Origin of the sequence: Burkholderia sp. NFPP32 (assembly GCF_900119325.1) — a bacterium.
Lineage (GTDB): Bacteria > Pseudomonadota > Gammaproteobacteria > Burkholderiales > Burkholderiaceae > Burkholderia > Burkholderia pyrrocinia_C.
This window is the reverse complement of record NZ_FPJP01000026.1, coordinates 35,973-55,790: the sequence shown is the minus strand read 5'-3', so window position 1 is coordinate 55,790 and position 19,818 is coordinate 35,973. Positions and strand designations below refer to the sequence as shown.

The following is a 19,818-nucleotide window of genomic DNA, read 5'->3' as shown; positions in this document are numbered from 1 at the left end:
CAGCGCGATACGAGACGAGAGAGGGCGGCAAGCATGCAGGCATTCCAGTGGTTCAACGAATTGTCGTCGCGCGAGCGCAAGACGCTGTACGCCGGATTCGGCGGCTACGCGGTCGATGCGTTCGACTTCATGATCTACTCGTTCCTGATCCCGACGCTGATCGCCACGTGGGGAATGACGAAGAGCGAGGCCGGGATGATCGCGACGAGTTCGCTGATCTCGTCGGCAGTCGGCGGCTGGGCCGCCGGCATCCTCGCCGACCGCTACGGCCGCGTGCGCGTGCTGCAGTGGACGATCGCGACGTTCGCGCTGTTCACGTGCCTGTCCGGTTTCACGCATTCGTTCTGGCAGCTGCTCGCGACGCGCACGCTGCAGGGCTTCGGTTTCGGCGGCGAATGGTCGGTCGTGACGATCATGATGGCCGAGACGATCCGCTCGCCCGAGCATCGCGCGAAGGCCGTCGGCACCGTGCAAAGCAGCTGGTCGTTCGGCTGGGCCGCGGCCGCGATCCTGTACTGGGCGTTCTTCGCGCTGCTGCCCGAGCAGGTCGCGTGGCGCGCGTGCTTCTGGATCGGCATCGTGCCCGCGCTGTGGATCCTGTACATCCGCCGCAACGTCAGCGATCCCGACATCTACACGGCCACGCGCCGCGCGCGCGACGAAGGCCGCGTGTCGGGCCACTTCCTCGAGATCTTCTCGCCGCCGCACCTGCGCGCGACGCTGTTCGGCAGCGCGCTGTGCACCGGGATGCTCGGCGGCTACTACGCGATCACGACGTGGCTGCCCACCTACCTGAAAACCGTCCGCCACCTGTCCGTGTTCAACACGAGCGGTTATCTCGTCGTGCTGATCGTCGGCTCGTTCGTCGGCTACGTGGTCGGCGCGATCCTGTCCGACCGGCTCGGCCGCCGCGCGTCGTTCATCCTGTTCGCGATCGGCTCGTTCTCGCTCGGCATGGCGTACACGATGCTGCCGATCACCGATACCGCGATGCTGCTGCTCGGCTTCCCGCTCGGCATCGTCGTGCAGGGGATCTTCGCGGGCGTCGGCGCGTATCTGTCGGAGCTGTATCCGGGCGCGATCCGCGGCTCGGGCCAGGGCTTCTGCTACAACCTCGGCCGCGGGCTCGGCTCGTTCTTCCCGATTCTCGTCGGCTCGCTGTCGCAATCGATGTCGCTCGTGAAGGCGATCGGCCTCGTCGCGGGCGGCGGCTACCTGCTCGTGATCGTCGCCGCGCTCGTGCTGCCGGAAACGCGCGGCAAGTCGCTCGTCGACGATCCGGCCGTCGCGTCGTGAGCGCCCTTTTCATTCCGGAAACCGCATGCACGTGATCGTTCTCGGCGCCGGCGTGATCGGCGTCACCACCGCGTGGCACCTGCGCGAAGCAGGCTGCGACGTCACCGTGATCGAACGCGAGGCCGACGTCGCGCAGGCGACGAGCCTCGGCAACGCGGGCGTGATCGCGCCCGGCTACGTGACGCCGTGGGCCGCGCCCGGGATGCCCGGCAAGATCCTCAAGTACCTGTTCAAGCCCGCGTCGCCGCTGATCTTCCGGCCGACGCTCGACACGGCGCAGTGGCGCTGGATCGCGCGCTGGCTGCGCGAATGCGAGTTCGAGCGGTTCCGCGTGAACAAGCAGCGCATGCAGCGCATCGCGTATTACAGCCGCGCGTGCCTGCATGCGTTTCGCGACCGTTATCCGTTCGACTACGGCGCGAGCCGCGGCTACCTGCAACTGTTGCGCGGCGCATTCGACGTCGAGATGGTGCAGCCCGCGCTGAAGGTGCTGCGCGATGCCGGCATCGCGTTTCGCGAACTCGACGCAGCCGGCTGCACGGCGATCGAGCCGGGCCTGCGCTGGGCCCGGCAGGCGCCCGTCGGCGGCATCTACCTGCCCGACGACGAAGCCGGCGATTGCGCACGCTTCACGCGCGAATTGCGTGCGCTGTGCGAGTCGAACGGCGTGACGTTCCGCTTTCGCACCGCGATCCGCACGCTCGACGTCGCGGGTGGCAAGGTGCGCGGCGTGCGGATCGATTCACCGGACGAAGGCGCCGCCGCACGAAGTGACGCCCCGCTCGCCGCCGACGCGATCGTCGTCGCGCTCGGCGTCGACAGCGCCGGCCTGCTGCGGCCGCACGGCATCGACGTGCCGCTGTATCCGGTGAAAGGCTACTCGGCGACGCTCGCGGTCGTCGACGATGCAAAGGCGCCGCGCGCCGCGCTGATGGACGAATCGCTTAAGACGGCGATCACGCGCTTCGGCCCGACGCTGCGCGTCGCGGGCACCGCGGAGCTCGGCAACCGGCACGCGGCGCTGCGGCAGCAGGCGCTCGATACGCTGATGAAGGTGCTCGACGACTGGTTCCCGCACGCGGCCGATCGCGCGTCGGCGCGCTTCTGGGTCGGCCGCCGGCCGATGACGCCCGACGGGCCGCCGCTGCTCGGCGCGAGCGGAATCGACGGGCTCTGGCTCAACGTCGGCCACGGCTCGACGGGCTGGGCGATGTCGATGGGTTCGGGCAAGGTGGTGGCGGATCTCGTTACCGGACGCGAGCCGGAGATCGACCTGTCGGGCCTGACGCTCGCGCGCTACGGACGGTAGACCCAGCGCCGGTCGACACCGTCGATGCGATGCACTGGCGCGATGCGCGCGGCACGCGGCCATCGCCATGCATCGTGAATGCCGCTCACCGCACCGCCCGGCCGTCCGCCCATGCGATCGGCGCCGATACGATCGGCCGATGCGACACGCCCTCGTGCGACAACCTGCTTTCGAACAGCGTCAGCGCTTCGATGCGCAGCACGACCGGCCGCCCGGGCGCGCCGCCGTGCGCGGGCTGTCCGACCGCGTCGCGCGGCAGCCGCGCGAGCGTCACGTGCGGCCGGAACGGCCGCCGGTCGACCGGGACGCCGAGTTCAGCCAGCAGCGCCATCAGCCCGGCATTCAGCGCGACGCAGGCCGGATCGGCCTCGAGTTCCGCGACGATCAGCCTCGCGCGCGGCAGGCTCGGCCACCACGCGATCCGCTCGACCGGCAGCAGCGGCAGAGCATGCGCGGCTGCGAGCGCGGGCAGGTGCGCGGCCAGCGCGTCGCACCGTTCCCGTTCGATCGCGCCGATGAACGCGAGCGTCAGGTGCAGTTGCGCGGGCAGCGTGCGCCGTGCACCGCGGGTGACCGGCAACGCATGCAGCGCATCGCGCGAGGCCGCATCGGGCATCAGCGCGACGAACGCACGGAGCCGGTCGCCGGTCATGACTCGCTCACCGCGGCACGCGGCGCGCTCGCCGCTTCGGCGGAAACCGGACGCTGCGGCAGCGGGCCGTGCTCGCCCCACACGTCGGCCGGCAGCACGCGCGCGAGTTCCGGGATCGTGTTGCGCGTGAACACTGGATCGGCGATGCCTGCCGCGCGCTGGCGGCGATAGTCGGCCCACGCGGCGTGCGCATACTTGCCGAGCGCGAGGATCGCGATCAGGTTGATGATCGCCATCAGCCCCATGCTCGTATCGGCCATCGCCCACACGAGCGGCAGTTGCCCGACGCTGCCGAACATCACCATCCCGAGCACCGCGACGCGGAACAGCGGCAGCACGCCGCGCCGCTTCGTGATGAATTCGACGTTGCCTTCCGCATACGCGTAGTTGCCGATCACCGACGAGAACGCGAGGAAGAAGATCGCGACGGCCATGTAGATGCCGCCCCAGTCGCCGACGTGGCTCGAGATCGCGCGCTGCGTGAGCGCCGCGCCCTCCATGCCGGTGCCGAGCTCGTACTGGCCCGACAGCAGGATCACGAACGCGGTCGCGCTGCAGATCACGATCGTGTCGACGAACACGCCGAGCATCTGGATCAGCCCCTGCGTGACGGGGTGCCGCGTGCTCGCGGTCGCGGCCGCGTTCGGCGCGCTGCCCATCCCTGCTTCGTTCGAGAACAGCCCGCGCTTCACGCCGATCGCGATCGCCTGGCTGACCGCATAGCCCGTCAGGCCGCCCGCCGCCTGCTCGAGGCCGAACGCACTCTTCACGATCAGTGCGATCACGCCCGGCACCAATGCGATGTGCGTGGCGACCGCGTAGACCGCGAGCGCGAGATAGCCGATCGCCATCAGCGGCACGATCACCTGCGCGACCTTCGCGATGCGACGGATGCCGCCGAAGATGATCGGCGCGCTCAGCAGCACGAGACCGAGGCCGACCGTCTCGCGGCTCCAGCCGAACGACGTATGGAACGCGTCGGCGATCGCGTTGGCCTGCACCGCGTTGAACACGAAGCCGAACGCGAGGATCAGCGACAGCGAGAACAGCACGCCGAAGCCGCGCGAACGCAGGCCGGTCTGGATGTAGTACGCGGGGCCGCCGCGATAGCTGCCGTCCGGGTGCGACACCTTGAAGATCTGCGCGAGCGTCGCCTCGACGAACGCGGACGACATCCCGACGAGCGCCGTCATCCACATCCAGAAGATCGCGCCCGGCCCGCCGACCGTCAGCGCGACCGCGACGCCGGCGATGTTGCCGGTGCCGACGCGGCTCGCGAGCCCGGTCGCGAACGCCTGGAACGACGAGATGCTGCCCGGTTCGCCCTTGCTGCCGACCAGTTTCATGCTGAGGAACAGCGCCTTCAACTGGATCATCCGGAACCGCAACGTGAACCACGCACCGGCGCCGAGCAGCAGCGCGATCAGCACGTAGTTCCACAACACGCCGTTGACGGCGTCGATCAGCCCATGCAGGAGTGCTTCCATCCAGAGTCCTTGTAAATAGGGTCGGTCACATGCGACCATCGCGAATGCGGCCCGAGGGGCGACATGATATGACAGTTTTCAAGGATTATTACAAAACGAAAGGAATGGAGATGATGGAAAATCGGCGACGGATGTGATCAGATTAGGCGACGCTTCGCGAAAATGGCGAGCGCAGCGCAGCGACGCGGCCGGATCGAACGGCGTCGGGGGAACGCGCGGTACCGGCTGACCGATGGGCATCGGCGCGCGCCAGCGACAAAAAAACCGGGCGCCCTTTCGGACGCCCGGTTTTCATCGAAACCCGCTCGCGCTATTCAGCTCAGCGCGGCAGTTCCGAATGCCCCATCAGGTACGCATCGACCGAGCGCGCGCACTGGCGGCCTTCGCGAATCGCCCACACCACCAGCGACTGGCCGCGACGCATGTCGCCTGCCGCGAACACCTTGTCGACCGACGTGTAGTACGAACGATCGCCTTCGGTCGCCGCACGCGCATTGCCGCGCGCGTCCTTCGCGACGCCGAACGCGTCGAGCACAGGCGCCGCCGGCTGCGTGAAGCCCATCGCGAGCAGCACGAGATCGGCCTTCATCTCGAACTCGGAGCCCGGCACTTCCTGCATCTTGCCGTCCTTCCACTCGACGCGCACCGCGATCAGCTTCTCGACCTTGCCGTTCTTGCCTTCGAGACGCTTCGTCGCGACCGCCCAGTCGCGCTCGCAGCCTTCCTCGTGCGACGACGACGTGCGCAGCTTGATCGGCCAGTACGGCCACACGAGCGGCTTGTTTTCCTCTTCCGGCGGCTGCGGCAGCAGCTCGAACTGCGTGACCTGCTTCGCGCCGTGACGGTTCGACGTGCCGACGCAGTCCGAACCCGTATCGCCGCCGCCGATCACGATCACGTGCTTGCCCTTCGCGAGCAGCTGGTCGACGAGCTTGTCACCCGCGTTCACGCGGTTCTGCTGCGGCAGGAAGTCCATCGCGAAATGAACACCCGCGAGTTCGCGGCCCGGCACCGGCAGATCGCGCGGCGTTTCCGAACCGCCGGCGATCACGACCGCGTCGAATTCTTCCTTCAGCGTGTCCGGCGAAATGGTTTCCTTCGCGAGACTGCCGATCGACTCGGGCAGCGGATCCTTGCCGATGAACACGCCGGTGCGGAACGTCACGCCTTCCGCTTCCATCTGGCGCATGCGGCGGTCGATCAGCCACTTCTCGAGCTTGAAGTCGGGAATCCCGTAGCGCAGCAGGCCGCCGACACGATCGTTCTTCTCGAACACCGTCACGTCGTGGCCCGCGCGCGCGAGCTGCTGCGCGGCGGCGAGGCCCGCAGGGCCCGAGCCGACGACGGCAACCTTCTTGCCCGTCTTGTGCGCAGCCGGCTCAGGCTTCACCCAGCCTTCCGCCCAGGCCTTGTCGATGATCGCGTGCTCGATCGACTTGATGCCGACCGGGTCTTCGTTGATCCCGAGCGTACACGCGGCCTCGCACGGCGCCGGGCAGATGCGGCCCGTGAATTCCGGGAAGTTGTTGGTCGAGTGCAGGACTTCGATCGCCTGCTGCCAGTCCTGGCGGTAAACGAGATCGTTGAAGTCCGGGATGATGTTGTTGACCGGGCAGCCGTTGTTGCAGAATGGGATGCCGCAATCCATGCAGCGCGCGCCCTGGACCTTCGCGTCCGCGTCGGTCAGTGCCGCGACGAATTCCTTGTAGTGCTTCACGCGCGTGAGCGGTGCTTCGTACGCCTCGTGGCGGCGTTCGAACTCCAGAAAACCGGTTGCCTTGCCCATAAGGTGCTCTTCTGTTCGGTGTATCGGGTGGGGGAGCCGCGCGCGGCAATCATGCGCGCGCGGCATTCGCTATGTCGTTCGTCGCTCAGGCGGCCAGCACTTCCTTCGCCGCCTTCTTCGCACCGATCTCGCCCAGCGCGCGCTTGTATTCGTGCGGGAACACCTTCACGAACTGGCGGCGCGCCGCGTCCCAGTTTTCCAGCAGCGACTTCGCGCGCGGCGAACCCGTGAACTGGAAATGACGCTCGACGAGCCCCTTGAGCAGCGCTTCGTCCGTCGTGCCCGCGTGCCAGAGTGCGCGATCGACCGTGCGCTCCTGCTCGGCCTGCTGCAGCACCGGCTCGAGCGCGACCATCGACTTGTTGCACTTCGCCGCGAACATGCCTTCCGGATCGTAGATGTACGCGAGGCCGCCCGACATGCCGGCCGCGAAGTTGCGCCCCGTCTCGCCGAGCACGACGACCGTGCCACCCGTCATGTATTCGCAGCCGTGGTCGCCCGTGCCTTCGACGACCGCCGTCGCGCCCGAGTTGCGCACGCAGAAGCGCTCGCCCGCGACGCCGCGGAAGAACGCTTCGCCTTCGATCGCGCCGTACATCACCGTGTTGCCGCAGATGATGTTTTCCTCGGACTTGCCGCGGAAGTCGTTGGTCGGGCGAATAATGATCCGGCCGCCCGACAGGCCCTTGCCGACGTAGTCGTTGCCGTCGCCGACGAGGTCGAGCGTCACGCCCTTCGCGAGGAACGCGCCGAAGCTCTGGCCGGCCGTGCCCTTCAGCTGGATGTGCACCGCGTCGTCGGCCAGGCCGTCATGGCCGTGCTTCTTCGCGATCACGCCCGACAGCATCGCGCCGACCGTACGGTTCACGTTGCGCACCGGCTGGATGAACGACACATGCTCGCCGTTCTCGATCGCGGCTTTCGCCTTCTCGATCAGCACGTGGTCGAGCGCACGCTCGAGGCCGTGATCCTGCACGTCGACGTGACGCGGCGCGACGTCCTCGCATTCTTCCGGCTGGTAGAACACGCGCGAGAAGTCGAGGCCCTTCGCCTTCCAGTGCTCGACGCCCTTGCGCGTATCGAGCAGGTCGGCACGGCCGATCAGGTCGTCGAACTTCGCGATGCCGAGCTGCGCCATGATCTCGCGCACTTCCTCGGCGACGAAGAAGAAGTAGTTCACGACGTGCTCGGGCTGGCCCTTGAACTTCGCACGCAGCACCGGATCCTGCGTCGCGACGCCGACCGGGCACGTGTTCAGGTGGCACTTGCGCATCATGATGCAGCCTTCGACGACGAGCGGTGCCGTCGCGAAGCCGAATTCGTCCGCGCCGAGCAGCGCGCCGATCACGACGTCGCGGCCCGTCTTCATCTGGCCGTCGGCCTGCACGCGGATGCGGCCGCGCAGGCGGTTCAGCACCAGCGTCTGCTGCGTTTCGGCGAGGCCGAGTTCCCACGGCGTGCCCGCGTGCTTGACCGACGACAGCGGCGATGCGCCCGTGCCGCCGTCATGGCCGGCGATCACGACGTGATCGGCCTTCGCCTTCGCGACACCGGCCGCGACCGTGCCGACGCCCACTTCCGATACGAGCTTCACCGAGATGCTCGAGCTCGGGTTCACGTTCTTCAGGTCGTGGATCAGCTGCGCCAGATCCTCGATCGAGTAGATGTCGTGGTGCGGCGGCGGCGAGATCAGGCCGACGCCCGGCACCGAGTAGCGCAGCTTGCCGATGTATTCGGACACCTTGTGGCCCGGCAGCTGGCCGCCTTCGCCCGGCTTCGCGCCCTGCGCCATCTTGATCTGGATCTGGTCGGCCGACGCGAGGTACTCGGCGGTGACGCCGAAGCGGCCCGACGCGACCTGCTTGATCTTCGAGCGCAGCGAATCGCCGTCCTTCAGCGGAATGTCGCTGACGATCTCGTCGCCGATCACCGACTTCAGCGTCTCGCCCGACTTGATCGGAATGCCGCGCAGCTCGTTGCGGTAGCGCTTTTCGTCCTCGCCGCCTTCGCCGGTGTTCGACTTGCCGCCGATCCGGTTCATCGCGATCGCGAGCGTCGCGTGCGCTTCGGTGCTGATCGAGCCGAGCGACATCGCGCCCGTCGCAAAGCGCTTGACGATGTCCTTCGCCGGTTCGACTTCGTCGATCGAAATCGCCTTCGCCGGCGACACCTTGAACTCGAACAGGCCGCGGAACGTCATGTGACGCTTGGTCTGGTCGTTGATCAGGTGCGCGTATTCCTTGTACGTCTGGTACGAGTTGCTGCGCGTCGCGTGCTGCAGCTTCGCGATCGAATCCGGCGTCCACATGTGGTCTTCGCCGCGCACGCGGTACGCGTACTCGCCGCCCGCGTCGAGCATGTCGCGCAGGACCGGATTGTCGCCGAACGCGTCGCGGTGCAGGCGGATCGCCTCTTCCGCGACTTCGAACAGGCCGATGCCGCCGACCTTCGACGCCGTGCCCTTGAAGTACTTCTCGACGAGGTCGCTCGACAGGCCGAGCGCTTCGAAGATCTGCGCGCCCGTGTACGACATGTACGTCGAGATGCCCATCTTCGACATCACCTTCTGCAGGCCCTTGCCGACCGCCTTCGTGAAGTTGTAGACGGCCTTCTCCGGCGACAGGTCGCCCGACAGGCCCTCTGCCATCTTCGCGAGCGTTTCCATCGCGAGGTACGGGTGCACGGCTTCCGCGCCGTAGCCCGCGAGCAGCGCGAAGTGATGCGTTTCACGCGCGGAGCCCGTTTCGACGACGAGGCCCGTGCTCGTGCGCAGCCCTTGCTGCACGAGGTGCGTGTGGATCGCCGACGTGGCGAGCAGCGCCGGAATCGCGACGTGCTCGGCGTCCGTCTTGCGGTCCGACACGATCAGCATGTTGTAGCCCGACTTCACCGCGTCGACGGCTTCCGCGCACAGCGACGCGAGGCGCGCCTCGATGCCTTCCTTGCCCCAGGCGACCGGGTAGCAGATGTTCAGTTCGTACGCGCTGAACTTGCCGCCCGTGTACTGGTCGATCGCGCGGATCTTCGCGATGTCCTTGAAGTCGAGCACCGGCTGCGACACTTCGAGACGCATCGGCGGGTTGATGTTGTTCGTGTCGAGCAGGTTCGGCTTCGGGCCGATGAACGACACGAGCGACATGACCATGTTCTCGCGGATCGGGTCGATCGGCGGGTTCGTGACCTGCGCGAACAGCTGCTTGAAGTAGTGATAGAGCGTCTTGTTCTTGTTCGACATCACCGCCAGCGGCGAGTCGTTGCCCATCGAACCGACCGCCTCTTCGCCCTGCTGCGCCATCGGCGCCATCAGGAACTTCAGGTCTTCCTGCGTATAGCCGAACGCCTGCTGGCGGTCGAGCAGCGCGGCGCCCTGCGTGCGGCCGGCCGCGACTTCCTCGGCCTTCGGCTCGATCTCGTCGAGCTTGATGCGCACGGCGTCGATCCAGCTCTTGTACGGCTTCGCGTTCGCGAGGTTGTCCTTCAGTTCCTTGTCGTCGATGATGCGGCCGTGTTCCATGTCGATCAGGAACATCTTGCCCGGCTGCAGGCGCCACTTCTTGACGATCTTCGATTCGGGAATCGGCAGCGTGCCGGCTTCCGACGCCATGATGACGAGGTCGTCGTCCGTGACGATGTAGCGCGCCGGGCGCAGGCCGTTACGGTCGAGCGTCGCGCCGATCTGGCGGCCGTCGGTGAACGCGATCGCGGCCGGGCCGTCCCACGGCTCCATCATCGCGGCGTGGTATTCGTAGAACGCGCGGCGGTTGTCGTCCATCAGCGTGTGCTGTTCCCACGCTTCCGGGATCATCATCATCACCGCGTGCACGAGCGGGTAGCCGGCCATCACCAGCAGCTCGAGGCAGTTGTCGAACGATGCGGTGTCCGACTGGCCCGGGTAGATCAGCGGCCACAGCTTCGGCAGGTCGTCGGCGAGCACGTGCGACGCGATCGCGCCGGTACGCGCGTTCAGCCAGTTCACATTGCCCTTCACGGTGTTGATCTCGCCGTTGTGCGCGATCATCCGGTACGGGTGGGCCAGTTCCCACGCCGGGAACGTGTTGGTCGAGAAGCGCTGGTGCACGAGCGCGAGCGCCGACACGACGCGCGCGTCCTGCAGGTCGCGGTAATACACGCCGACCTGGCCCGCGAGCAGCAGCCCCTTGTAGACGACCGTGCGCGCCGACATCGACGGCACGAAGTATTCCTTGCCGTGCTTGAGCTTCAGCGCCTGGATGCGGTGGCTCGCCGTCTTGCGGATCACGTACAGCTTCCGCTCGAGCGCGTCCGTCACCATGATGTCCTTGCCGCGGCCGATGAAGATCTGGCGGATCAGCGGTTCGCTCGCCTTCACGGTCGGCGAAATCGGCATCGCATGGTCGACCGGCACGTCGCGCCAGCCGAGCACGACCTGGCCTTCGGCCTTCACCGTGCGCTCGAGCTCCTGCTCGCACGCGAGACGCGACGCGTTTTCCTTCGGCAGGAAGATCATCCCGACCCCGTATTCGCCGGCGGGCGGCAGCATCACGCCCTGCTTCGACATTTCTTCGCGATAGAACGCGTCCGGAATCTGGATCAGGATGCCCGCGCCGTCGCCCATCAGCGGATCGGCGCCGACCGCACCGCGGTGATCGAGGTTCTCGAGGATCTTCAGACCCTGCTGGATGATCTCGTGGCTCTTCTTGCCCTTGATGTGAGCGACGAAGCCGACGCCACAGGCGTCGTGTTCGTTTTGCGGGTCGTACAGACCTTGTGCGGCGGGCACCGCGGCGAGCGGCTGCTGGTGGTCGTTCATGGGGACACCGTCGTAAAGGGGGCCTGGAGGGCCGTTGAACCGTTTTGTTGTTGCCGTCGATCCCGCTCCCGACGGGAGACGGCGCGGCCGACAGTGGGTGGGCATGCTTCGCCCGGGCCACCGGAATTCGGAATATACGCGACGAATCAAAGGAATAGCAACAAAAACCGCTTGATAGAACCCCAATTAAATGGATGCTTTGATCTGGTGCTGTTTTATTGGGGCCGTATCGTTTTGGTGCAAAAAGAAGCGGCGCCCGCAGCGCCGCTTCCCGGCTGCCGTTCCCGCGTTACTGCTGGATCGGCGGCGTGTTCTCACGCACCTTTCTGGGGCGTCCACGCGGCAGCGGCGACACGCGCCGGTTCGCGGTGCGCGCCGCCCACTCGCGGTAGTTCTCGCCGCCGAGCACCCAGCCCTTCAGCGTCGCCTGCTGCAACTGGTCGGCCTGCCGCTCGTCAAGCGGCTGCTCGCACAGCTCCTTGTACGCACGCTGGCGGTCGAACGGCGTGTTGCCAAGCGCCCAGTAGAGCGGATGGTCGGTGATCAGGCTGTCGACGGTGAGCCCGACGTGATGCCGGTAGCTCGACCAGCGATAGGCTTCGGGCGTCGCGACGAGTTGCGAGCGCACCGGGCTCATCTCGACCACGCGGCTCGCGAGCAGGAAATAGCGCTCGCCTTCGATCACGGTCGCGCGATAGCGGCCTTCCCACAGGGTGCCGCGCCGCGAATAGCGCCGGTTGAAATGCGCGACGTAGCGGCGACCGACGGCCTGCATCGCTTTCGGCAGGCTCGCCTCGTCGCTCGGCGTCACGAGGAGTTGCACCTGGCGCGGCAGCAGCACATAGGCATGCACCGACAGGTGATGATCGCGCGCGGCGGCCTTCAGGCAATCGATGAAGAGTTCGTAGTCCTGGTCGTCGACGAACGCGGGTTGCTGATCCAGGCCGCGCAGTATCACGTGCTGCGGCTGGTCGGGAACGTAGAGTCGTGCTAGCCGTGCCATGCTGAATGTCCGTTTGAACGCGTTAGGAAATACCCGGAGGTCCGAAAATGCACACCTGCGTAGAATGCCCGCCCTGTCGGTGCGCGGATACGTACGGTCGTACTAATCCTAGGGTGAAAACTCTAACTTACGAGCTTGTTTGGTTTTAAACGCAGTCGTCATAATGAGCACGCCTTTGATCGGAGGAGACACAATGAAACGAAAACTGGCCATTACGGGGGCCGCAGCGCTCGCATTCACGTTTGCGGGCGGTACGGCACATGCACAATCCGCAGGTGATTTCTACGTCAGTACCGGCTGGTTCCATCTGGCCCCGCAGGACAGCAGCGACCCGCTGTTCGTGTACGGCGTCGGCGGCACGCCCATCAACCAATCGATTCCCAACACGGGCGCCGGCATCAACGACGCCGACACGCTTGGACTCGCAACTGGCTACTTCGTCACCGACCACATCTCCACCGAGCTCGTCATGGGGATACCGCCGAAGTTCGACATTACAGGCAAGGGTCAGTTCGAAAAGTTCGGCGTACTCGGCCGTGCGTATCAGTGGAGCCCCGCCGTATTGCTTCGCTACCACTTCAACGACGCCAACGCGAAGTTCCGTCCGTATGTCGGCGTCGGCGCGACGTATATCTGGTTCACCGGCGCAAAGATCACGAACGGCACGTTCGAGAACGGCGTGCTCGGCGGCCCGACCAGCGCAACGACCAGCAACCAGTGGGCGCCCGTCTTCAACGCCGGCTTCACGTACAACTTCACGAAACACTGGTTCGCGGGCCTGTCGATCTCGTACATCCCGGTCAGCGTGACCGCAACCTTCACGACGGCCCGCCGGACGCCGGTCGGCACCCTGACCGAAACGTCGAAAGCGAAGATCTCGCTCAATCCGATCGTTACGTACCTGAACGTCGGCTACCGCTTCTAAGCGTAGTCGAATATTTGGGGAATGGTTAATCCTGCTGCAATTTGTAGCGGAATTTTCGTGACGTAACGTCTCCACAATGCAAAACGCCCCGGCGGGATTCCCGCCGGGGCGTCGTTTTTTTGCCTCAGGGTCTTCCCGCACCCACCGTCGCGCGGGACCGACCGCTACGCGATGTCGTCCAGCGCATCGGGGGCGATCAGGTCGATCCGGTCCGTGCAGACCGCATCGACACCCCAGCGCGCGAGTTCGCGCGCCCGTTCGAGGTCGTTCACCGTGTACACCAGGATGCGCAGCCCGGCCGCCTTGATCGCACGCACGAGCGGTTCGTCGAGCCGTTTGTGGTCTGCATGCAACGATACGCAGCCGAGCGCGCCGACGACCTGCGCATGCCAGTCGTCCGGCACGGCCTCGTAAAGCATCCCGCGCGGCAGCGCCGGCACGGTCGCGCGCGCCTGCTGCAGCGCATCGAACGAGAACGACGACAGCAGCGGCGGCACTTCGGCATCGCGCCAGTACGCGGCCGCATCGGCCGCCACGCGCTGCCCCGTCTCGCGCTCGCGCCCCGGGCACGGCTTGATCTCGACATTCGCGGCCAGTCCGTGCGCGATGCAGCGCGCCGCCGCCGCCTCGAGCGTCGGCATCCGCTCGCCCGCGAAGCGCGCGTCGAGCCACGCGCCCGCGTCGAGCGCGGCCAGCGCCGCATAACGCATGCCCGCCGCCGCCCCCTGGCCGTTCGAGGTCCGATCGACCGTGTCGTCGTGCAGCAGGAACGTTACGTCGTCAGCCGAAAGCTTCGCGTCGAACTCGACCATCCGGTGACCGCGTCGCGCCCCCTCGTCGAGCGCGGCGAGCGTGTTCTCCGGCGCGAGCGTGCCGCCGCCGCGATGGGCGACGACGCGAGGATAAGGCCAGTCGGTACGGGAAGTCATCGTCGGTCTCTCGGCAAATGCAGCAGGTTCAGCCGGCACGCTTGCCGGTTTCGGGATCGAAGAAATGCAGCCGATGCGCGGGCAGCGCGGCCGCCAGCGCCGTGCCGCGCGCCGGACGGTCCGCGTGCGGCAGGCGCACCGCGACGTCGTGATTGCCCCAGCGGCCGTGCGCGAGATTGTCCGCGCCGAGCAGCTCGCACGAGTCGACGGGCAGCGTCGCCTGCGCGACGCCCGGCTGCGGTGTCATGTGTTCGGGGCGCACGCCGAGCACCCAGTCGCGCCCGGTGGCGATCGCGGCGCCGATACCGGGCGCGCCGGCGACCGGCAGCGCGGGGCCGCCGCCCGCGACCGTGAAGGTCGCGCCGTCGTCCGACAGCCGGCCGTGCATCAGGTTCATCGCGGGGGAACCGATGAAACCCGCGACGAACACCGTCGCCGGCTTCTCGTACACGTCGACCGGCGCGCCGATCTGCTCCGCGTAGCCGCGATTCATCACGATCACGCGCTGCGCGAGCGTCATCGCCTCGATCTGGTCGTGCGTCACGTAGACGCTCGTCGTCGCGAGCCGCGCATGCAGCCGCTGGATCTCGAGCCGCATCTGCACGCGCAGCTTCGCGTCGAGGTTCGACAACGGTTCGTCGAACAGGAACACCGACGGCTCGCGCACGATCGCGCGCCCCATCGCGACGCGCTGCCGCTGGCCGCCCGACAGCTCGCGCGGCCGCCGCGCGAGCAGCGGCTCGAGCTCGAGGATCTTCGCGGCCGCGGCCACCCGCGAGTCGATCGCCGCACGCTCGATCCCGCGGATCTTCAGCCCGTAGCCCATGTTCTGCGCGACCGTCATGTGCGGGTACAGCGCATAGTTCTGGAACACCATCGCGATATCGCGATCCTTCGGCTCCAGCGCGTTGACGACCCGGTCGCCGATCGCGATCTCGCCATCCGTCACGCTCTCGAGCCCCGCGATCATCCGCAGCAACGTCGATTTGCCGCAGCCCGACGGGCCGACCAGCACGATGAATTCGCCGTCGGCGATCTCGACGTCGATGCCATGCAGCACATGCTGCTTGCCGTCGTAGGATTTCCTGACGCCCTTCAAGCTCAGCGCAGCCATACTTGGTCTTTCTCCCGGTTGCCGTCCGTCATTTATTTCTCGGAATCGACGAGGCCGCGCACGAACCAGCGCTGCATCGCCAGCACGACGACGAGCGGCGGCATCATCGCCAGCAGCGTCGCCGCCATCACGTATTGCCATTCGGTCGCGGCGTCGCCGCTCGCGATCATCGTCTTGATGCCCACCACCGCCGTCGACAGCGACGCCTCCGTCGTGATCAGGATCGGCCACAGATACTGGTTCCAGCCGTAGATGAACGTGATCACGAACAGCGACGCGATGCTCGTCTTCGACAGCGGCAGCACGACGTCCCAGAAGAAGCGCAGCGCGCCCGCGCCGTCGATGCGCGCGGCGTCCATCAACTCGTCGGGCAGCGTCATGAAGAACTGGCGGAACAGGAACGTCGCGGTCGCCGATGCGATCAGCGGCAGCGTGAGCCCCGCGTAGGTGTTCGTCAGGTGCAGCGTCGACACGACCTGCACGGTCGGGAAGATCCGCACTTCCACCGGCAGCATCAGCGTGACGAAGATCAGCCAGAACGCCGTGTTGCGAAACGGGAAGCGGAAATAGACGATCGCGTACGCGGACAGGATCGACATCGCGATCTTGCCGACCGCGATGCCGAGCGCCATCGCGAAGCTGTTCACGAGCAGCCGGCCGAACGGCGCCGTCGTGCCGCCGCTGCCGTGCCCCCATATGTATGCGATGTTCTCGAACAGATGCGTGCTCGGCACGAGCGACAGCGGCACCGTGAACACTTCCTGCGCATTCATCGTCGCCGCGCAGAACGCGACGTAGACAGGAAACACGATCAGCACGATGCCCGCGACCAGCACCGCGTGGCAGAACAGGTCGAAACCCTTGCGATTTTCGATCATGCGTATTGCACCCTGCGTTCGACGAAGCGGAACTGGATCACCGTGAGCCCGACGACGATGATCATCAGCACGACCGACTGTGCGCCCGAGCTGCCGATGTCGAGCCCCTGGAAGCCCTCCGCGAAGATCTTGTAGATCAGCGTCTTCGTGCTCTGCGCCGGGCCGCCGCCGGTGGCCGCGTCGATCACCGGGAACGTGTCGAAGAACGCGTAGACGAGGTTCACGACCAGCAGGAAGAAACTCGTCGGCGACAGCAGCGGCAGCACGATGTGGAAGAAACGCCGCACCGGCCCCGCGCCGTCGATCGCCGCCGCCTCGATCAGCGAGCGCGGGATCGCCTGCAGGCCCGCGTAGAAGAACAGGAAGTTGTAGCTCACCTGCTTCCACACCGACGCGAGCACGACGAGGAACATCGCCTGCCCGCCGTTCAGCGCGTGGTTCCACACGATGCCGCCCTTCGCGAGCGCATACGTAATGAGCCCGATGCTCGGGTTGAACAGGAACGCCCACAGCACGGCCGCGATCGTCGGTGCGACCGCGTACGGCCAGATCAGCAGCGTGCGATACGCGCGCGCGCCGCGGGTCACGCGGTCGGCGCACGCGGCGAGCAACAGCGACACGACGAGCCCGCTCACCGTGACGAGCAAGCTGAACACGAGCGTCGTGCGGAACGAATCGAGATACAGCGGATCGGCGAACAGGTGCGTGAAGTTCGCGAAGCCGACGAATTCGCTCGACGTGCCGAACGCGTCCTGCATCTGCGTCGACTGCCACAGCGCGACGCCGGCCGGCCACAGGAAGAACACGGCGGTGATCGCGAGCTGCGGCGCGATCAGCAGGTACGGCACCAGGCTCGTACCGAAGCGGGAATGGGATTGCATCGCGGATATCCGGTCAGGCGAAACGGAAAGGAAACCGCGCCGCCGGACCGCACGCGCGTAAGCGCGGCGCGGCCGGCGGCACGAAGCGATGCGTGCTCAGCCGCCCGACTTCTCGAAGCGGCGCAGCAGCTCGTCGCCACGCGAGGCCGCCGAATCGAGCGCGTCCTTCGGCGACTTCTTCTGCGCCCAGACCTGTTCGAACTCCTCGTCGACGATCGTGCGGATCTGCGGCATGTTGCCCAGACGCAGCCCCTTCGTGTACGGCAGCGGCGGCTTGTTCAGCATCTGCTTGATCGCGGTTTCGGCGCTCGGGTTCTTCGCGTAGAAGCCCTGCTGGCGCGTGAGGTCGTACGCGGCCGTCGTGACCGGCAGGTAGCCCGTGTCCTGGTGCCACTTCGCGGCGACGGCCGGCGATGCCAGGTACGCGAGGAATTTCGCGACGCCCTTGTAGGTCGCCGGATCCTTGCCGGCCAGCACCCACAGGCTCGCGCCGCCGATGATCGCGTTCTGCGGCGCGCCCTTCACGCTCGCGTCGTACGGCATCATGCCCGTGCCGTAGCTGAACTTCGCGAATTTCTGCACGTTCGCGAGTGCGCCCGACGACGTCGTCAGGATCCCGCAGTCGCCGCTGTAGAACTTCGCCGACGCTTCATCCTTGCGGCCCGCGTACGTGAACGTGCCGTCCTTCGCCATCTGCTGCAGGAACGCGATGTGCGCGATCTGCTGCGGCTTGTTGAATTCGAGCACGGCGTCGGTGCCGTCGAAGCCGTTGTTGCGGCTCGCGAACGGCAGCCCGTGCCATGCGCTGTAGTTCTCGAGCTGGATCCAGCCCTGCCAGCCGGTCGTGAAGCCGCACGCCATCCCCGACTTGCGCAGCTTCTCGGCATCGGCCTGCACGTCGGCCCACGTCTTCGGCGGCTGGTTCGGGTCGAGCCCGGCCTTCTTGAACGCATCCTTGTTGTAGTACAGCACCGGCGTCGAACTGTTGAACGGCATCGACACGAGGTGGCCCGTCTTCGCGTCGCTGTAATAGCTCGAGATGGTCGGCACGAACGCCTTTTCGTCGAGCGGCACGCCGGCCTGCTTGAACACGTCGTAGACGGGCACGACGGCCTTCTTCGCCTGCATCATCGTGGCCGTGCCGACTTCATAGACCTGGAGGATCGCCGGCGCGTTGCCGCTGCGATAGGCGGCGATGCCGGCCGCGAGCGCCTGGTCGTAGGTGCCCTTGAAGACCGGCACGATCTTGTAGTCGCTCTGCGACGCGTTGAACTGCTCGGCAATCGCGTTGACCCGCTCGCCGAGCGCGGCCTCCATCGCATGCCAGAACTGGATCTCCGTCGCGGCGAGCGCCACGTGCTGCACTCCGAACATCAGCGCGCCGCCGAGCGCGATCGAACGAACCATGGTCCCCGCAGGCTTCTTCTTCATCGACCTCTCTCCTATGAAAACGTTACCAACAGCGTATGCAACATTCCCGTCGCCATTGAACCGGCGAAGTCTAGTGATCGTTTGTGACAGTCAGTTGTCGTTGATGACGAACAGGCGCTGGTATTCCTTCAGCGCGAAGCGGTCGGTCATTCCGGCGATGTAGTGCGCGACGAGACGCGGCTGCTGCGCTGCGTCGTCCGACTGGTACGGCGGCGGCAGCAGGCGCGGATCGTCGATGAACGCGTCGAACAGCCCCGTGACGACGCGCTGCGCCTTGCTCGCCATGCGCATCACCTTGTAGTGGCGATACAGGTTCTTGAAAAGGAAACGCTTGAGCGCGGCCGCCTGCGCGGCGACCGTCGCGCTGTGCGACACGAGCGGCGGCGCGGCGCGAACGTCGTCGAGCGACGCGGGCGCGACGCGCGCGAGATTGCGCGTCGTCTCGTCGATCAGGTCGACGATCAGCGTGTTGATGATGCGGCGCACCGTCTCGTGCACGAGGCGGCGGCCTTCGAGGTGCGGGAATTCGGCGAGCGCCGCCTCGTAGTGGCGCTGCCACAGCTCGACTTCCGCGAGCTGCTCGATCGTGATCAGGCCGGAACGCAGGCCGTCGTCGACATCATGGTTGTTGTAGGCAATTTCGTCCGCGATGTTCGCGAGCTGCGCTTCGAGCGACGGCTGGCGGCCCTGCAGGAAGCGCTCGCCGAGCGCGCCGAGCTTGCGCGCATTCTCGCGCGAGCAGTGCTTCAGAATGCCTTCGCGCGTCTCGAAGCACAGGTTCAGCCCGTTGAACGCGCCGTAGTGCTCCTCGAGCTCGTCGACGACGGCAAGGCTCTGCAGGTTGTGCTCGAAGCCGCCGTGCTCGCGCATGCACGCATTCAGCGCGTCCTGCCCGGCATGGCCGAACGGCGTATGGCCGAGATCGTGCGCGAGCGAGATCGCTTCGACGAGATCCTCGTTCAGGCGCAGGTTGCGCGCGACCGAGCGCGCGATCTGCGCGACTTCGAGGCTGTGCGTGAGGCGCGTGCGGAACAGGTCGCCTTCATGATTGACGAAGACCTGCGTCTTGTATTCGAGCCGGCGAAACGCGGTCGAATGGACGATGCGGTCGCGATCGCGCTGGAATTCGGTGCGCGCCGCCGGCGGCGTTTCCGGATGGCGGCGGCCGCGCGACTGCGACGCGTGTGCGGCATACGGAGCGAGATGGGCTTCCAGCGCCGCCAGCGTCGGCGGCTCGGCCACCGGCGCAGCGGATGCGCGGCCGGCTTCGGGCAGTGTGCTGCTGGATGTCTCGCTCACGTCTCCTCCATGTCAGGGGCGCCGGGGCATCCGGGCCGC

14 protein-coding genes are annotated in these 19,818 nt (G+C 66.6%); 3 read left to right on the top strand and 11 right to left on the bottom strand.

Translation table 11 applies throughout. The features are described 5' to 3' along the window. The first annotated feature begins 33 nt into the window (after nucleotides 1-33). Together BT264_RS31605 and BT264_RS31600 are read left to right on the top strand one after the other, a co-directional pair. Entirely contained in the window at nucleotides 34-1,296 is a 1,263-nt protein-coding gene (locus BT264_RS31605) for an MFS transporter (RefSeq protein WP_034183636.1), read from the top strand. A 25-nt stretch (nucleotides 1,297-1,321) separates the two neighbouring features. Beyond that, nucleotides 1,322-2,605: a D-amino acid dehydrogenase gene (locus BT264_RS31600; protein ID WP_072443862.1), complete on the top strand. Its 1,284-nt coding sequence runs from the start codon at nucleotides 1,322-1,324 to the stop codon at nucleotides 2,603-2,605. A gap of 85 nt (nucleotides 2,606-2,690) precedes the next feature. On the opposite strand, the gene thpR is transcribed toward BT264_RS31600, so the two are convergent. From thpR to BT264_RS31570, 5 genes are all read right to left on the bottom strand, one after another. Then, nucleotides 2,691-3,257 carry an RNA 2',3'-cyclic phosphodiesterase gene (thpR, locus tag BT264_RS31595; protein ID WP_072443860.1) on the bottom strand — a complete coding sequence of 189 codons (567 nt, stop codon included), beginning with the start codon at nucleotides 3,255-3,257 and terminating at the stop codon, nucleotides 2,691-2,693. Continuing rightward, on the bottom strand, nucleotides 3,254-4,744 hold the full coding sequence (locus tag BT264_RS31590) for an alanine/glycine:cation symporter family protein (protein WP_072443858.1): 1,491 nt from the start codon (nucleotides 4,742-4,744) through the stop codon (nucleotides 3,254-3,256). Before BT264_RS31590 ends, thpR begins: the two co-directional genes overlap by 4 nt. A 319-nt stretch (nucleotides 4,745-5,063) precedes the next feature. Beyond that, nucleotides 5,064-6,530, bottom strand: a complete 1,467-nt coding sequence (locus tag BT264_RS31585) for a glutamate synthase subunit beta (protein ID WP_072443856.1) — start codon at nucleotides 6,528-6,530, stop codon at nucleotides 5,064-5,066. An 85-nt stretch (nucleotides 6,531-6,615) separates the two neighbouring features. Continuing rightward, the gene (locus BT264_RS31580; RefSeq protein ID WP_072443854.1) at nucleotides 6,616-11,319 is read right to left on the bottom strand and encodes a glutamate synthase-related protein; all 4,704 of its coding nucleotides are present in this window, start codon (nucleotides 11,317-11,319) and stop codon (nucleotides 6,616-6,618) included. A 289-nt stretch (nucleotides 11,320-11,608) separates the two neighbouring features. Continuing rightward, complete coding sequence (locus BT264_RS31570) at nucleotides 11,609-12,322, bottom strand: transposase (RefSeq protein ID WP_027783329.1); 714 nt, start codon at nucleotides 12,320-12,322, stop codon at nucleotides 11,609-11,611. A 193-nt stretch (nucleotides 12,323-12,515) separates the two neighbouring features. On the opposite strand from BT264_RS31570, the gene BT264_RS31565 reads away from it, so the two are divergent. After that, nucleotides 12,516-13,247, top strand: coding sequence for an OmpW/AlkL family protein (locus BT264_RS31565; protein WP_072443852.1), 732 nt, complete (start codon nucleotides 12,516-12,518; stop codon nucleotides 13,245-13,247). Nucleotides 13,248-13,411: 164 nt separating this feature from the next. Here the strand turns inward: BT264_RS31565 and ugpQ are convergent, their stop codons facing one another. The 6 genes from ugpQ to BT264_RS31535 form a co-directional block, all read right to left on the bottom strand. Continuing rightward, complete coding sequence (ugpQ, locus tag BT264_RS31560) at nucleotides 13,412-14,176, bottom strand: glycerophosphodiester phosphodiesterase (protein WP_072443851.1); 765 nt, start codon at nucleotides 14,174-14,176, stop codon at nucleotides 13,412-13,414. Nucleotides 14,177-14,204: 28 nt separating this feature from the next. Then, nucleotides 14,205-15,290, bottom strand: coding sequence for a sn-glycerol-3-phosphate import ATP-binding protein UgpC (locus BT264_RS31555; RefSeq protein WP_072443850.1), 1,086 nt, complete (start codon nucleotides 15,288-15,290; stop codon nucleotides 14,205-14,207). 32 nt (nucleotides 15,291-15,322) lie between these two features. After that, nucleotides 15,323-16,168 carry a sn-glycerol-3-phosphate ABC transporter permease UgpE gene (gene ugpE / locus BT264_RS31550; protein WP_072443849.1) on the bottom strand — a complete coding sequence of 282 codons (846 nt, stop codon included), beginning with the start codon at nucleotides 16,166-16,168 and terminating at the stop codon, nucleotides 15,323-15,325. After that, nucleotides 16,165-17,049 carry a sn-glycerol-3-phosphate ABC transporter permease UgpA gene (gene ugpA / locus BT264_RS31545; protein WP_072443848.1) on the bottom strand — a complete coding sequence of 295 codons (885 nt, stop codon included), beginning with the start codon at nucleotides 17,047-17,049 and terminating at the stop codon, nucleotides 16,165-16,167. The genes ugpE and ugpA overlap by 4 nt, the downstream gene beginning before the upstream one ends. A 96-nt stretch (nucleotides 17,050-17,145) precedes the next feature. Continuing rightward, nucleotides 17,146-18,480: a sn-glycerol-3-phosphate ABC transporter substrate-binding protein UgpB gene (ugpB, locus tag BT264_RS31540; protein ID WP_072443847.1), complete on the bottom strand. Its 1,335-nt coding sequence runs from the start codon at nucleotides 18,478-18,480 to the stop codon at nucleotides 17,146-17,148. Nucleotides 18,481-18,570: 90 nt separating this feature from the next. Further along, on the bottom strand, nucleotides 18,571-19,779 hold the full coding sequence (locus BT264_RS31535; protein ID WP_072443846.1) for a deoxyguanosinetriphosphate triphosphohydrolase: 1,209 nt from the start codon (nucleotides 19,777-19,779) through the stop codon (nucleotides 18,571-18,573). Nucleotides 19,780-19,818 lie beyond the last annotated feature (39 nt).

Excerpts from the sequence above, each read along its gene's own strand:
- ugpE (WP_072443849.1), bottom strand. The coding sequence starts at position 16,168 with ATGATCGAAAATCGCAAGGGTTTCGACCTGTTCTGCCACGCGGTGCTG.
- BT264_RS31565 (WP_072443852.1), top strand. The coding sequence starts at position 12,516 with ATGAAACGAAAACTGGCCATTACGGGGGCCGCAGCGCTCGCATTCACG.
- BT264_RS31585 (WP_072443856.1), bottom strand. The coding sequence starts at position 6,530 with ATGGGCAAGGCAACCGGTTTTCTGGAGTTCGAACGCCGCCACGAGGCG.
- thpR (WP_072443860.1), bottom strand. The coding sequence starts at position 3,257 with ATGACCGGCGACCGGCTCCGTGCGTTCGTCGCGCTGATGCCCGATGCG.
- ugpB (WP_072443847.1), bottom strand. The coding sequence starts at position 18,480 with ATGAAGAAGAAGCCTGCGGGGACCATGGTTCGTTCGATCGCGCTCGGC.
- BT264_RS31555 (WP_072443850.1), bottom strand. The coding sequence starts at position 15,290 with ATGGCTGCGCTGAGCTTGAAGGGCGTCAGGAAATCCTACGACGGCAAG.
- BT264_RS31600 (WP_072443862.1), top strand. The coding sequence starts at position 1,322 with ATGCACGTGATCGTTCTCGGCGCCGGCGTGATCGGCGTCACCACCGCG.
- ugpQ (WP_072443851.1), bottom strand. The coding sequence starts at position 14,176 with ATGACTTCCCGTACCGACTGGCCTTATCCTCGCGTCGTCGCCCATCGC.
- BT264_RS31605 (WP_034183636.1), top strand. The coding sequence starts at position 34 with ATGCAGGCATTCCAGTGGTTCAACGAATTGTCGTCGCGCGAGCGCAAG.
- BT264_RS31580 (WP_072443854.1), bottom strand. The coding sequence starts at position 11,319 with ATGAACGACCACCAGCAGCCGCTCGCCGCGGTGCCCGCCGCACAAGGT.
- BT264_RS31590 (WP_072443858.1), bottom strand. The coding sequence starts at position 4,744 with ATGGAAGCACTCCTGCATGGGCTGATCGACGCCGTCAACGGCGTGTTG.
- ugpA (WP_072443848.1), bottom strand. The coding sequence starts at position 17,049 with ATGCAATCCCATTCCCGCTTCGGTACGAGCCTGGTGCCGTACCTGCTG.
- BT264_RS31570 (WP_027783329.1), bottom strand. The coding sequence starts at position 12,322 with ATGGCACGGCTAGCACGACTCTACGTTCCCGACCAGCCGCAGCACGTG.